This window comes from Enterobacter sp. QK-SA4, assembly GCF_056856775.1.
Window position 1 is genome coordinate 1,688,518 of sequence record NZ_JBXFXH010000007.1, and the last position, 13,785, is coordinate 1,702,302.

A 13,785-nucleotide genomic window follows, 5' to 3' on the forward strand; every position below is an offset into this window, starting at 1 on the left:
TTTTTTTATTTGTGACGTTTGCGGAGATTCTCAATCACCGCCGTCAAATCCAGCTCCTGATCCTGCAGCAGCACCAGCAGGTGATACATCAAATCAGACGCTTCATTCGTCAGTTCCTCGCGGTCATGCACCGTCGCGGCCAGCGCGGTCTCAACGCCTTCTTCTCCTACCTTCTGTGCGATACGCTTGGTTCCGCTGGCGTACAGCTTCGCGGTGTAGGAGCTTTCAGGATCCGCCGATTTACGCTCTGCAAGCAGCTGTTCCAGTTGATACAGGAACAACCACTGGTGGCTCGTCTCACCGAAGCAACTGCTGGTGCCTTTGTGACAGGTCGGTCCGATCGGATTGGCCAGCACCAGCAGGGTATCGTTATCGCAGTCAGGCGTTATGCTGGCCACATTCAGGAAATGACCCGAGGTTTCCCCTTTGGTCCACAAACGTTGTTTCGTGCGCGAGAAAAACGTGACTTTGCCGCTGTCGATCGTTTTTGCAAGCGCGTCCTGGTTCATATACCCCAGCATCAGCACTTCCCCTGAGACGGCATGCTGGACAACTACCGGCAGTAATCCGTCCGTTTTTTTCCAGTCCAGCTGCGCCTGTTGTTGCTCTGTTAACATACCCTGATCTCCACGCCCTGGTCGGCCAGGTACGTTTTTAACTCACCAATATTAATAATCTGTTTGTGGAAAACGGACGCGGCCAGCGCACCGTCCACGTTGGCATCGCGGAAGGCTTCCAGGAAGTGTTCCATGGTGCCCGCGCCGCCAGAAGCAATCAGCGGAACGTGGCAGACCGCACGGACTTTTTTCAGCTGCTCGAGGTCATACCCGTTACGCACGCCGTCCTGGTTCATCATGTTGAGGACAATCTCGCCCGCGCCACGCTTCTGCACTTCCTGCACCCAGTCGAGCGTTTCCCACTGCGTCACGCGCGTGCGGCTTTCATCCCCGGTGTACTGGTTTACGTGGTACTTGCCCGTTGCGGCGTCATACCAGGTGTCGATCCCAACCACAATGCACTGCACGCCAAAACGATCTGCAAGGCGGGTAATGAGCTCCGGGTCGGCCAGCGCAGGGGAGTTGATAGAAATCTTGTCGGCGCCAAAGGAGAGAATTTTGGCGGCGTCGTCAGCGGACTTAATCCCGCCCGCCACGCAGAATGGAATGTCGATCACTTCCGCCACGCGTGCCACCCAGCTTTTGTCGACCACGCGGCCATCGCTGGAAGCGGTGATATCATAAAAGACCAGCTCGTCGGCGCCTTCATCGGCATAGCGTTTTGCCAGCGGGACGATGTCGCCAATGATCTCGTGGTTGCGGAACTGCACGCCTTTCACGACCTGACCATCGCGTACGTCCAGGCAAGGGATTATCCGTTTTGCCAGCATTGAATCGCCTCCGTCACAGTAAATTTACCTTCCAGCAGGGCCCGGCCCACAATCACACCCTGAACACCGGTACCGCGTAGCGCGGCCACGTCCTCTATATCACCGATACCGCCAGAAGACTGGAACGCTACCTGCGGATAACGCGCGCAGACCTCTTCATACAGCGAGACGTTGGAGCCCGCGAGCGTTCCGTCCCGGGAGATGTCCGTGCACAACACGTGCTTCAGACCAACGGGAAGATAGATATCGACCAGCTCTTCCAGCGTCACGCCGGAATTTTCCTGCCAACCGCTAACGGCCACCTGCTTATTACCCTGTTCATCAATACGCACGTCCAGCGCCAGGACCAGGGCATCGGCGCCAAAGCGGCGGAACCAGCCTTTCACGGTCTCAGGATCTTTCACGGCGGTTGAACCCACCACCACGCGGGCCACGCCAGCGTCCAGCAGCGCCGCGACGTCATCTTCCGTACGCACGCCGCCACCGACCTGGACGGGCACATCAACACCCGCAACAAGTTGTTTAAGCAGCGGGATCTGGCGTTTCGCCGGGTCTTTCGCGCCCGTCAAATCCACGAGGTGCAGTACCTGCGCACCCTGGGCGGCATAATCCTGCAGACGCGGCAGCGGGTCGTTTCCGTAGTCGCGCTGCTGGCCGTAATCGCCCTGATGCAGACGGACAACCGTACCGTCAATTAAATCTAATGCGGGAATAATCATCACATCTCCAGGAAGTTTTTCAGCAGCTGCGCGCCCGCGGCGCCAGAGCGCTCCGGGTGAAACTGCACGCCGAAGAAATTGTCTTTCTGTACGGCCGCCGTGAACGCCTCACCGTAGGTGCACTGAGCGATCGTATTCACGTTCACCGGCATGGCGTAGCTGTGCACGAAGTAAAAATACGCGCCGTCTTCGATGCCGCGAAACAGCCGGTCGCCCGCTTTGGCGTAAACGCGGTTCCAGCCCATATGCGGCAGAGGCAGGCCGCGATCGGTCATTTTCGGCACGTCTTCGTCAATAATGCCCAGCAGGTCAACGCCGTTGCTCTCTTCGCTGCGACGGCCCAGGATCTGCATGCCCAGACAAATGCCCAGCACCGGCTGGGTACAGGCTTTGATCAGGTCGACCAGCTCGCGTTCGCGAATCTGATCCATCGCCGCCTGCGCGGTGCCCACGCCCGGTAAAAAGAGTTTGTCGGCGCGCAGCACCACGTCCGGGTCACGGCTTACCATCGGCTCATAGCCGTGGCGCGCAATCGCCGATTTGACGGAGTTCAGGTTGGAGCATCCGGTATCCAGAATGACCACGTTCATTACAACACTCCTTTCGACGAGGGAAGGGCGTCACCTTCTACGCGAATTGCCTGACGAAGGGTACGGCCAAAGGCTTTGAAGAGGCTCTCCACGCGGTGGTGGTCGTTCTTGCCCTTGGTCTTCAGGTGCAGCGTCAGGCCCATGGTGTAGGACAGTGAGCGGAAGAAGTGCTCCACCATTTCGGTGCTCAGATCGCCCACGCGCTGGTAGGTGAAATCGGCTTTATACTCCAGGTGCGGACGACCGGAGATGTCCATCGCGCAGCGCGCCAGACACTCATCCATCGGCAGGACAAAGCCGAAACGGTTAATGCCGCGCTTGTCGCCGAGCGCCAGCTTCAGGGCTTCACCCAGCGCCAGGCCGGTATCTTCTACGGTGTGGTGATCGTCTATGTAGAGATCGCCTTTTACCGTAATTTCCATGCGGAAACCGCCGTGGGTAGCAATTTGGTCCAGCATGTGGTCGAAGAAACCGACGCCGGTGTGGATCTTGCTGCCGCCTTCACGGTCCAGCCAGACCTTCACGTCAATCTGCGTCTCTTTGGTGTTGCGCTCAACGTGGGAATAGCGGTCGCGTTTTGTCAGCTGTTCGCCAATCTTCGCCCAGTTAAGGTTGTTACGGTCGTAGCGCAGCCCCGCGATGCCCATGTTTTCCGCCAGCGTAATATCGGTGATGCGATCGCCGATGACATAGCTGTTGGTTTTATCCAGCGCATCTTCAGCCAGATAGCGCTCTACCAGCTTCACCTTTGGCTTACGGCAGTCGCACTCGTCGGCCGGCATGTGCGGGCAAATCAGCACTTCATCAAATACCACGCCCTGAGAGGTCAGCACCTGCATCATCAGATTATGCGGGCCGTCAAAGTCTGCCTGCGGGAAGCTGTCGGTACCCAGACCGTCCTGGTTGGTGATCATCACCAGCTTAAAGCCTGCTTTTTGAAGCTTGAGCAGCACCGGGATCACGTCCGGTTCAAAAGCCAGCTTGTCGAATCGGTCGACCTGAAAATCGGCTGGTGGCTCCGAAATAAGGGTGCCGTCACGATCGATGAAAAGGATCTTCTGGGTCATACTTTCTCCGCTTTCAGGGCGTCAATCACGCGCTGGCTCTCTGCATGTGTGCCTACGGTAATGCGCAGGCACCCGCTCAGGGAAGGTTGTTTATTCTGGTCTCGTAAGATAATGCCCTGATCCCATAAAGATTTAAATACGGCACTCGATGCGGTGAAGCGCACCAGGATGTAGTTAGTTTCCGAGTCGAATACCTGCTCCACGCAAGGGATATCCTTCAGGGCGGCCACCAGATACTGACGTTCCTCCAGAATTTGCGCCACGCGCTCGCGCATCGCGTTGATCCCCTGTGGCGTCAGCGCCTGTGCCGCAATATCGGCAACCGGCGTGGAGAGCGGGTACGGGGCGATCACTTTCAGCAGCAGGTCGATGACCTCTTTATTCGCCAGGGTGAATCCGCAGCGCAGACCCGCAAGGGCAAAGGCTTTTGACAGCGTACGCAGCACGACCAGGTGCGGATACTCTTCCAGCCAGCCAGCCAGCGTCGCCTGCGGGCAGAACTCGATGTAGGCTTCGTCGGCAACAACCAGCGCTTTACCGCGCGTCATCTCCAGCAGGGTGCGAATATCCTGCGGGTTGATAATCTGTCCGGTCGGGTTGTTCGGGCTACAGACAAAGACAACTTTTACGCCATCGAGATTGTCGGCAATGCCCTGCAAATCCAGCTGCCAGTTCTCCAGCGCCTGCACGTTGCGGCACGCCACGCCGAAGGTTTCCGCGCTGACGCTGTACATGCCGTAGGTCGGCTGGCAGTACATCACCGCATCTTTGCCCGGTTCGCAGAAGGCGCGGATCAGTAGTTCAATGCCCTCATCAGCGCCGCGACTGACCAGCACCTGCTCCGGCTTCACTCCCGCATAGTGCGCGTAGTTTTCAATCACGGCCTTCGGCTGACACTCCGGATAGCGGTTCAGCGTTTGCTGCGACAGCTCAAACTGCACCGCCGTCGGGAATTCGTTGGCGTTCAGCCAGACATCTCCTTTGCCTCCGAGACGACGCGCGGACTGATAAGGCGTCAGGCGACGGACATTTTCGCGGGCTAACTCTTCAATGTTCATGCTTGCTCCTTCAGGGCTGCAACGCGCAGCGTAACGGCATTTTTGTGGGCGGTCAGCCGCTCGGCGGCGGCCAGGGTTTCAATAGTAGACGCCAGTGACGCAAAACCTTCTCGGGAGAGCTCCTGCACGGTCATGCGTTTCTGGAAATCAGCCAGGCCCAGGCTCGAACAGGTAGAGGTGTAGCCATACGTGGGCAGCACGTGGTTGGTGCCGGAGGCGTAATCGCCCGCGGACTCCGGTGACCAGTCACCGAGGAACACCGAGCCCGCGCTGGTAATGCTGTCAACCAGATCGCGCGCGTTGCGGGTCTGAATGATCAGGTGCTCCGGGCCGTACTGGTTGGAGATCGCAATACACTGGTCCAGATCGCGCGCCACAATCAGGCGGCTGGCCGCTAGCGCCTGGCGTGCCGTGTCGGCGCGGGGCAGGTCGGCAAGCTGACGCTCCACGGCTTCGCCCACGCGTTTCGCCATATCGGCATCCGGCGTCAGCAGGATGACCTGCGAGTCCGGACCGTGTTCCGCCTGAGAAAGCAGGTCGGAGGCGACGAAGTCCGGCGTTGCGCCGCTGTCAGCAATCACCAGAACCTCAGACGGACCGGCAGGCATATCGATGGCCGCGCCGTCCAGACGCTGGCTGACCTGGCGCTTGGCTTCGGTTACATACGCATTGCCCGGACCAAAAATTTTGTCGACCTTAGGAATGGATTCCGTGCCGAACGCCAGGGCAGAAATCGCCTGCGCCCCACCCACTTTATAGACCGCCTGCACGCCGCACAGCTTCGCCGCGTAGAGGATCTCGTCGGCAATCGGTGGCGGCGAGCACAGCACCACTTTCTGACACCCGGCAATCCGCGCGGGAGTCGCCAGCATCAGTACGGTGGAGAAAAGCGGCGCAGAGCCGCCGGGAATATAGAGGCCGACGGACACAACCGGGCGCGTGACCTGCTGGCATCGCACGCCGGGCAGGGTTTCAACATCCACGGTCTGCAGCTTTTGCGCGTTGTGGAAGGTATCAATGTTTTTCACCGCAACAGCCATGGCCTGCTTGATGTCGTCACCCAGACGATTGCTGGCATCAATGATTTCCTGCTCGGTAACCTGTAATGCACCGACTTCCGTCTTATCAAACTTCGCGCTGTATTCACGCAGCGCGTCATCGCCGCGGGCTTTGACGTTATCCAGGATCTCCGCCACGGTGCGTGAGATGCTTTCTGAGGCGGAAATCGCCGGACGCATCAGCAGCTCGCGCTTCTGTGCGTCGCTACAGGTATTCCAGTCGATGATTGTGTTAAAGCTCATGGCCATTACTCCATCATCTTCTCAATAGGCAGCACCAGGATGGAGCTTGCGCCCAGCGCTTTCAGTTTTTCCATGGTTTCCCAGAACAGGGTTTCGCTGCTCACCATGTGCATCGCCACGCGCTGCTGATCGCCCGCCAGCGGCAGGATGGTTGGGCGCTCAGCGCCCGGCAGGAGGGCAATCACTTCATCCAGACGCTCGGTTGGGGCGTGCATCATGATGTATTTAGACTCACGCGCCTGAATCACGCCCTGAATACGGGTCAGCAATTTGTCGATCAGCTGCTGTTTGGCGTCGGCCATCTCGCCGTCACGCTGAATCAGGCACGCTTTAGAGCGGTAGATCACTTCCACTTCGCGCAGACCATTCGCTTCCAGCGTCGCCCCGGTAGAGACGAGGTCACAGATGGCGTCCGCCAGACCCGCACGCGGCGCCACTTCAACGGAGCCGTTCAGCAGGCAGGATTTAAACTGCACGCCTTTCTGGTCGAGATAACGCTTTAACAGGTGAGGGTAAGAGGTGGCAATACGTTTGCCGTTCAGCGCGGCCGGGCCGTCCCACGCTTCGTCAACCGGCGTAGCCAGGGACAGGCGGCAGCCGCCGAAGTCCAGACGACGCAGGGTGAAGTAACGCGGATCTTCGCCCTGCGCGCGGCGGGTCAGCAGCTCTTCTTCCAGCACGTTTTCCCCGATAATGCCGAGGTCAACGACGCCATCCATGACCAGGCCGGGAATATCGTCATCACGCACGCGCAGAATGTCGATGGGCATGTTTTCAGCCAGAGCAATCAGGCGCTGGGTGTGCAGGTTAATTTTAATCCCGCAGCGGGCCAGCAGTTCGCGTGAATCGTCGCTCAAACGGCCTGATTTTTGAATAGCTATGCGTAAGCGTGAGTTATCTAACATTCTTTATTCCTCGTTAACCTGTTTTAACCTGTCTGAATTCGGTCCAAAAAAAAGCCCCCGGAAGAAGATCTTCCGGGGGCTTTTTCATGCGTTCATGCACCACTGGAAGATCCAAACGTCTTCCAGCACACATCGCCTGAAAGACTAGTCAGGATGATGGTGATGATGGTGGTGTTTAAATTGAACGCGTGTCATATAAATTCTCGATGAATGCTTATTCATTTGATGTCTTTTAACCTAAACCAGTTGTACGACATATTGCAAGGGCTTTTTTTGATCATTAATTCATTTCATATTGATGCTATGAATTGTGTGTTCTTCCGGGCTGGCGTAGCCTTATAAAAGACGAGTAAGAGTCAGGAGAATTCGCATGAAAAAGGTCGCGATTGTCGGTTTAGGATGGCTGGGAATGCCGCTGGCGATGTCATTAGCCGCGAAAGGCTGGCAGGTGACCGGGAGCAAAACCACGGCGGATGGGGTAGAGGCAGCGCGCATGTGCGGTATTGACGGCGTTGAGCTGCGCCTTGAACCGGAGCTGGTGTGTGATGCTGACGATCTGGACACGCTGATGAACGTCGATGCGCTGGTGATCACGCTCCCCGCGCGGCGCAGTGGCCCGGGCGAGTCGTTTTATCTGCAGGCGATGCAGGAGATCGTCGACAGCGCGCTGGCGCACCATGTTCCGCGTATCATTTTTACCAGCTCGACGTCGGTGTATGGCGAAGTTGAGGGCGTGGTGAAAGAGAGTTCCGAGCGCCGTCCAGTGACGGCGAGCGGTCAGGTTCTGAAAGAGCTGGAAGACTGGCTGCATAATCTTCCCGGCACGCAGGTCGATATTGTACGTCTGGCGGGGCTGGTGGGTCCAGGCCGCCATCCGGGACGCTTTTTTGCCGGTAAGTCTGCGCCAGACGGCCAGCATGTCGTCAATCTTGTACATCTTGACGATGTTGTAGGCGCGATTGAGCTACTCTTACAGGCTCCGAAAGGTGGACACATCTATAATATATGTGCACCGTCTCATCCGGCGCGCAGCACGTTTTACCCGCTGATGGCACGTCAGCTGGGCCTGGCGGCGCCGGTTTTCGGTGAGGCAAAGGATGACAGTAAAGGCAAAATTGTTGATGGCAATCGCATTTGTCATGAGCTGGGGTTTGAGTATCAGTATCCCGATCCGCTGGTGATGCCAATGGAATAAGACCCGCAGCGGAGACGATCGCGCACCAGAAGGGGGCGAGCATGAAACCGCTGCTGGATGTTCTTATTATTCTGGATGCTCTGGAAAAAGAGGGGAGCTTTGCCGCTGCGTCAGCAAAGCTCTACAAAACCCCATCTGCGCTGAGCTATACCGTTCAAAAACTGGAAAGCGACCTCAATATCCAGATCCTCGATCGCTCCGGACACCGCGCACGTTTCACCCGTACCGGACAGATGCTGCTGGAAAAAGGCCGTGAAGTCCTCCATACCGTTCGTGAGCTCGAAAAACAGGCCGTAAAACTCCATCAGGGTTGGGAAAACGAGTTGGTTATTGGCGTGGATGATACCTTTCCGTTTTCACTCCTGACGCCGCTGATTGAAGCCTTCTATCAACACCACAGCGTGACCCGGCTTATCTTTATCAACGGTGTGCTGGGTGGCTCCTGGGAAGCCTTGACGCAGGGCAGGGCGGACATTTTCGTCGGTGCACTCCATGAGCCTCCCCAGCTGAGTGATTTTGGTTTTGCCCGGCTGGGCGTGCTCGAGCAGGTATTTGCCGTGGCACCCCATCACCCGCTGGCTCAGGAACCCGAGCCGCTTAACCGTCGCGTGATTAAAGGCTACCGCGCCATCGTGGTCGGGGACAGCTCTCGTCCGGAATGCTCGGTCTCCTCGCAGCTGCTTGATGAGCAGGAAGCCATTACCGTTTTCGACTTTAAAACCAAGCTGGAACTGCAAATAAGCGGCCTGGGCTGCGGCTATTTACCTCGCTATCTGGCGCAGCGGTTTATTGACAGCGGCGCGCTTGTTGAAAAACAGGTACTTGCTCAAAGCAGTAATGAATCGGTGTGGGTAGGCTGGAATGAACAAACTGCCGGGCTTGCAAGCGCCTGGTGGCGAGACGAGATTTTAGCAAATAGTGCTATCGCCGCCGTTTACTCTCAGCCCGGCGTCCAGAAATCAGCCAGTTAGTAAAAAGAAAATTGTCCCATGCTTTGCAAAGTATTGCCTTTTGTATCCGATGTGGGGCAAAATGCGGCCGCTGCAACCAAATGAATAATCGACGATATAAAAGGCGTCGGTTATTTTTTTTTGCATGTACGAAACGAAACTAAAAACCAAGAGGCCGGGCTTCGTACCGGATAGATATTTACTAAAATCCGACAGTTGTTGTCGCTGAGGAAGAAAGAAATGGGGCAATTTTTCGCTTACGTGGCGGTTATCACCGTAAAGGAGAATAACTATGTCGCATAACGCAACTCCAAACACCTCTCGCGTGGAATTACGTAAAACGCTTACGTTGATTCCGGTTGTTATGATGGGCCTTGCCTATATGCAACCGATGACGCTGTTCGATACATTCGGTATCGTATCAGGCCTCACAGATGGTCATGTGCCGACGGCTTATGGCTTCGCGCTGATTGCGATCCTCTTTACCGCGCTGAGCTACGGTAAACTGGTGCGTCGCTATCCGTCTGCCGGTTCCGCCTACACCTATGCCCAGAAATCCATCAGCCCGACAGTTGGCTTTATGGTGGGCTGGTCTTCGCTGCTCGACTATCTGTTCGCGCCGATGATCAACATTCTGCTGGCAAAAATTTATTTTGAAGCGCTGGTGCCGTCGATTCCGTCCTGGATGTTCGTCGTTGCGCTGGTGGCCTTTATGACTGCCTTTAACCTGCGCAGCATTAAGTCCGTTGCCAACTTTAATTCCGTTATCGTTGTGCTTCAGGTTGTCCTGATTGCCGTTATTCTTGGCATGGTGATCTATGGCGTGTTCCACGGCGAAGGCGCTGGTACGCTGGCGAGCAGCAAACCGTTCTGGTCTGGTGATGCGCATGTGATCCCGATGATTACCGGGGCAACCATTCTGTGCTTCTCCTTTACCGGTTTTGACGGCATCAGCAACCTGTCTGAAGAAACGAAAGATGCAGAGCGCGTGATCCCTCGTGCAATCTTCCTGACAGCGCTGATTGGTGGTCTGATCTTTATTTTCTCGACCTATTTCCTGCAGCTGTACTTCCCGGATATCTCCCGCTTCAAGGATCCGGATGCATCTCAGCCGGAAATCATGCTCTATGTGGCGGGTAAAGCGTTCCAGGTTGGCGCGCTGATCTTCTCCACCATTACCGTACTGGCGTCCGGTATGGCCGCGCATGCAGGCGTTGCGCGTCTGATGTACGTGATGGGCCGCGATGGCGTATTCCCGAAAAGCTTCTTCGGCTACGTTCATCCAACCTGGCGTACCCCGGCGATGAACATCATCCTGGTCGGTGCCATTGCGCTGCTGGCGATTAACTTTGACCTGGTGATGGCAACGGCGCTGATTAACTTCGGTGCGCTGGTGGCGTTCACCTTTGTTAACCTGTCGGTTATCTCTCAGTTCTGGATCCGTGAAAAGCGTAACAAGACGCTGAAAGATCACTTCCAGTATCTGTTCCTGCCGATGTGCGGTGCCCTGACCGTGGGCGCGCTGTGGGTTAACCTGGAAGAGAGCTCTATGGTGCTTGGCCTGATTTGGGCGGGTATCGGCCTGATTTACCTGGCCTGCGTCACGAAGAGCTTCCGTAACCCGGTTCCACAGTACGAAGACGTCGCGTAATGACTCGCCGGGTGGCGCTAGCGCTTGCCCGGCCTACAAAACGACACACCCGTAGGCCTGTGCCAGCGGGCAAAAAAAAGCCGGAGACATCGCCTCCGGCTTTTTTTATACCTCTCGCTCAGACAATCTCTTGAGCGTACTGGAACAGGGATTTCAACAGCGCCTGTTTCTCAGCATTTCCTTCATACTGGCCATAAAGCTTTTCCAGCTCCTGGGCATAGCTGTTAAGAAACTCCTGGGTAAAGACATTGCGACGATGCTGCAGCCAGCGATCCTGCTCTGCCTCGTCCAGCGTGCCGGGGAAGTTACGCGCGCGGTAGTTAAACATCAGCTTTTCGATGCGTTTATCGGCGAAAGTAATATCCAGCGCCGGTAAGTTACGCGGCTCGGTTTGCAGAACGATATTCATCGCCGCGCGGTCGGCGTCGCTGAAGAAGCCGTTGTAGAGCTGGGCATCCACGTTTTCAGACGGCACGAACGGCTCCGCCTCGGCAAAGATAGCAACCACTTTCTCGCGCACCTGCGGGTTTTCGCGCAGCACTTTCAGGTTATCGAGGCAGTGCTGACGGTTAATGCCCAGTCTGTCCGCATCTTCCGGGCGCAGCGTATTCGCCTGCGCCAGTACCGGACATTTATTGATATGCACCAGTTTGACCGGCACCGCAGGCAGATCGCCGAGTTCATTCTTCGGCGTGTACAGCCGTTCACGCAGGGTATCGCTGTCGAGCTCCAGCAGCGGTGAAATATCGCCCGCCAAATCCACCATGATGACCGCATTACGGTTGTCCGGATGCCACGCCAGCGGCGCGACCCAGCTGGTATTGCCGCGCCATGCGCCAAACATGCCGGAAATATGCACCAGGGGTTTCATCTGCGGTACGTCGATAAGGGTCATAAGCTTCTGCTTGCTGCGATGGCTGAGCAGATACTCGAACAGTCGTGGCTGCGCGCTTTTCACCAGCTTCGCCATGGCAATGGTGGCATAGACGTCCGCCATCGCGTCGTGGGCATTGCTGTGCTCAATGCCGTTGGCGCGCGTCAGGTGTTCCAGCCGGAAGCTGGTCAGCCCTTCCTCATTTTCCGGCCAGTGAATGCCCTCAGGACGCAGGGCGTAGCAGGCGCGCATGATGTCGAGCAAATCCCAGCGCGAATTGCGGTTCTGCCAGCTCCAGGCATAGGGATCGTAGAAGTTACGATAGAAGATGTTGCGCGTCACTTCGTCATCGAAGCGGATGTTGTTGTAACCGACCACGCAGGTGTTGGGGACGGTAAACAAGTCGTGGATGCGTCGGGCGAATTCTGCCTCGTTAACGCCTTTTTCCCGCGCTTCCTGAGGGGTGATCCCGGTGACCATGACCGCGCCGGGCTGCGGCAGATAGTCATCCGCAGGCTTGCAGTAAAAGACCTCGGGCTCGCCAATGATGTTGAATTCGTCGTCGGTACGGATGGCGGCAAACTGCGCCGGTCGGTCCAGCGCCGGGTGCGTGCCAAAGGTTTCGTAATCGTGGAACAAAAAAGTCGGGCGAGCGGCAGAGTCAGACACCAGTAATACCATCCTGTTAAAAAATGACGTCACTATGGTAAACGATCGTGCGGTTCAGACCGAATAAAAAGCACCGCCGTGACGCAAATTTGCGCGCCAGCTTCAGAGAAAAATCTGCGTTTTGTCACATTTTTTTGCAATTAAGCCAGGTAACGACATCAGAACTCCCGTAAAAAGGTCATCGATTTTTAATGACCTGAGGATATACCGTTGAAACGCCGTCTGTTTATTGCTGTTTCTTTACTCGCTTCGAGTGTCTCATCTGCTTTTGCGGCCGAACCACTGGATTTTTCGCCGCAGCCTCCGGCCATTCAGGCTGGCTCCTGGGTGCTGATGGATTACACGACTGGTCAGATTTTAACGGCGGGCAACGAACATCAACAACGTAATCCGGCGAGCCTGACAAAGCTGATGACGGGCTATGTAGTGGATCGGGCCATTGATAGCCACCGCATTACCCCGGATGACATCGTCACCGTAGGACGTGATGCCTGGGCAAAAGGCAACCCGGTTTTTGACGGCTCGTCGCTGATGTTTCTGAAAGAGGGCGATCGCGTCTCGGTGCGTGATTTAAGCCGCGGTCTGATCGTCGATTCCGGCAACGACGCCTGCGTGGCGCTGGCCGATCACGTGGCGGGCGGGCAGCCGCAGTTTGTGAAGATGATGAACGACTACGTGCAGAAGCTGAACCTGCGCGATACGCACTTTGAAACCGTCCACGGGCTGGACGCGCCGGGCCAGCACAGCTCGGCCTATGACCTGGCCGTACTTTCCCGGGCCATCATTCACGGCGAGCCTGAGTTTTACCATATGTACAGCGAAAAGAGCCTGACCTGGAATGGAATCACCCAGCAAAACCGTAACGGCCTGCTCTGGGATAAGACCATGAACGTGGACGGGTTGAAAACGGGGCATACCTCAGGGGCCGGTTTTAACCTGATTGCGTCTGCCGTAGACGGCCAGCGCCGGTTAATCGCGGTGGTGATGGGGGCGGATAGCCCGAAAGGGCGTGAGGACCAGGCCCGGAAACTGCTGCACTGGGGGCAGCAGAACTTCGATACGGTGCAGATCCTGCATAGCGGTAAAAAAGTGGGGACAGAGCGTATCTGGTACGGCGATAAGGAGCAGGTGAAACTGGGCACCGATCAGGACTTCTGGCTGGCCTTGCCGAAAGCAGAGGTTCCCAATATCAAAGCCAAGTACGTGCTGGATAAAAAAGAACTGGAAGCGCCGATTGCTGCGCATCAGCGGGTCGGGGAGATTCAGCTCTATGACCGCGACAAGGTGGTAGCCCACTGGCCGCTGGTCACGCTGGAAGCCGTTGATAAAGGCGGCCTGTTCTCTCGTCTGAGCGATTATCTGCATCACACGCTTTAACTGCTGCTGAGCAGACTGGCAGGGTTGCGAGTCTGCTCACAT

At 56.5% G+C, this 13,785-nt stretch carries 15 protein-coding genes and 1 other annotated feature; of the genes, 5 read left to right on the top strand and 10 right to left on the bottom strand.

Annotation, left to right across the window (positions count from 1 at the left end; translation table 11 throughout):
• Window positions 1-5: 5 nt before the first annotated feature.
• The 9 genes from hisIE to hisL all read right to left on the bottom strand — a co-directional run bounded on the left by hisIE (window position 6) and on the right by hisL (window position 7,222).
• A complete protein-coding gene (hisIE, locus tag AC1VYI_RS09565) occupies window positions 6-617 on the bottom strand; it encodes a bifunctional phosphoribosyl-AMP cyclohydrolase/phosphoribosyl-ATP diphosphatase HisIE (RefSeq protein ID WP_258755207.1) in 612 nt (203 codons plus the stop codon).
• On the bottom strand, window positions 611-1,387 hold the full coding sequence (gene hisF, locus AC1VYI_RS09570) for an imidazole glycerol phosphate synthase subunit HisF (protein WP_023330862.1): 777 nt from the start codon (window positions 1,385-1,387) through the stop codon (window positions 611-613). Before hisF ends, hisIE begins: the two co-directional genes overlap by 7 nt.
• Complete coding sequence (hisA, locus tag AC1VYI_RS09575; RefSeq protein ID WP_047647359.1) at window positions 1,369-2,106, bottom strand: 1-(5-phosphoribosyl)-5-[(5-phosphoribosylamino)methylideneamino]imidazole-4-carboxamide isomerase; 738 nt, start codon at window positions 2,104-2,106, stop codon at window positions 1,369-1,371. The genes hisF and hisA overlap by 19 nt, the downstream gene beginning before the upstream one ends.
• The gene (gene hisH, locus AC1VYI_RS09580; protein ID WP_134865961.1) at window positions 2,106-2,696 is read right to left on the bottom strand and encodes an imidazole glycerol phosphate synthase subunit HisH; all 591 of its coding nucleotides are present in this window, start codon (window positions 2,694-2,696) and stop codon (window positions 2,106-2,108) included. The genes hisA and hisH overlap by 1 nt, the downstream gene beginning before the upstream one ends.
• On the bottom strand, window positions 2,696-3,763 hold the full coding sequence (hisB, locus tag AC1VYI_RS09585) for a bifunctional histidinol-phosphatase/imidazoleglycerol-phosphate dehydratase HisB (protein WP_032636078.1): 1,068 nt from the start codon (window positions 3,761-3,763) through the stop codon (window positions 2,696-2,698). Before hisB ends, hisH begins: the two co-directional genes overlap by 1 nt.
• The gene (gene hisC / locus AC1VYI_RS09590) at window positions 3,760-4,821 is read right to left on the bottom strand and encodes a histidinol-phosphate transaminase (protein ID WP_134865962.1); all 1,062 of its coding nucleotides are present in this window, start codon (window positions 4,819-4,821) and stop codon (window positions 3,760-3,762) included. The genes hisB and hisC overlap by 4 nt, the downstream gene beginning before the upstream one ends.
• Window positions 4,818-6,122 carry a histidinol dehydrogenase gene (gene hisD, locus AC1VYI_RS09595; RefSeq protein ID WP_482880049.1) on the bottom strand — a complete coding sequence of 435 codons (1,305 nt, stop codon included), beginning with the start codon at window positions 6,120-6,122 and terminating at the stop codon, window positions 4,818-4,820. The genes hisC and hisD overlap by 4 nt, the downstream gene beginning before the upstream one ends.
• A 5-nt stretch (window positions 6,123-6,127) precedes the next feature.
• Window positions 6,128-7,027, bottom strand: coding sequence for an ATP phosphoribosyltransferase (gene hisG, locus AC1VYI_RS09600; protein WP_000886595.1), 900 nt, complete (start codon window positions 7,025-7,027; stop codon window positions 6,128-6,130).
• Window positions 7,028-7,072: 45 nt separating this feature from the next.
• Window positions 7,073-7,196 (bottom strand) — a sequence feature (His leader region).
• Window positions 7,172-7,222: a his operon leader peptide gene (gene hisL, locus AC1VYI_RS09605; RefSeq protein WP_001364200.1), complete on the bottom strand. Its 51-nt coding sequence runs from the start codon at window positions 7,220-7,222 to the stop codon at window positions 7,172-7,174. (Overlaps the previous feature by 25 nt.)
• A 175-nt stretch (window positions 7,223-7,397) precedes the next feature.
• Here hisL and AC1VYI_RS09610 point away from each other — a divergent pair, with 175 nt between their 5' ends.
• The 4 genes from AC1VYI_RS09610 (at window position 7,398) to plaP (ending at window position 10,823) form a co-directional block, all read left to right on the top strand.
• Window positions 7,398-8,222 carry an SDR family oxidoreductase gene (locus tag AC1VYI_RS09610; RefSeq protein WP_023312364.1) on the top strand — a complete coding sequence of 275 codons (825 nt, stop codon included), beginning with the start codon at window positions 7,398-7,400 and terminating at the stop codon, window positions 8,220-8,222.
• 41 nt (window positions 8,223-8,263) lie between these two features.
• On the top strand, window positions 8,264-9,193 hold the full coding sequence (locus AC1VYI_RS09615; RefSeq protein WP_047173633.1) for a LysR substrate-binding domain-containing protein: 930 nt from the start codon (window positions 8,264-8,266) through the stop codon (window positions 9,191-9,193).
• A gap of 219 nt (window positions 9,194-9,412) precedes the next feature.
• The gene (gene yoeI / locus AC1VYI_RS09620) at window positions 9,413-9,475 is read left to right on the top strand and encodes a membrane protein YoeI (protein WP_099458931.1); all 63 of its coding nucleotides are present in this window, start codon (window positions 9,413-9,415) and stop codon (window positions 9,473-9,475) included.
• A complete protein-coding gene (gene plaP / locus AC1VYI_RS09625; protein ID WP_023312362.1) occupies window positions 9,465-10,823 on the top strand; it encodes a putrescine/proton symporter PlaP in 1,359 nt (452 codons plus the stop codon). Before yoeI ends, plaP begins: the two co-directional genes overlap by 11 nt.
• Before the next feature lie 118 nt (window positions 10,824-10,941).
• On the opposite strand, the gene sbcB is transcribed toward plaP, so the two are convergent.
• Window positions 10,942-12,378, bottom strand: coding sequence for an exodeoxyribonuclease I (gene sbcB, locus AC1VYI_RS09630; RefSeq protein WP_406807672.1), 1,437 nt, complete (start codon window positions 12,376-12,378; stop codon window positions 10,942-10,944).
• Window positions 12,379-12,576: 198 nt separating this feature from the next.
• On the opposite strand from sbcB, the gene dacD reads away from it, so the two are divergent.
• Window positions 12,577-13,743, top strand: coding sequence for a serine-type D-Ala-D-Ala carboxypeptidase DacD (gene dacD / locus AC1VYI_RS09635; protein WP_032646438.1), 1,167 nt, complete (start codon window positions 12,577-12,579; stop codon window positions 13,741-13,743).
• The last annotated feature ends 42 nt before the right edge of the window (window positions 13,744-13,785 follow it).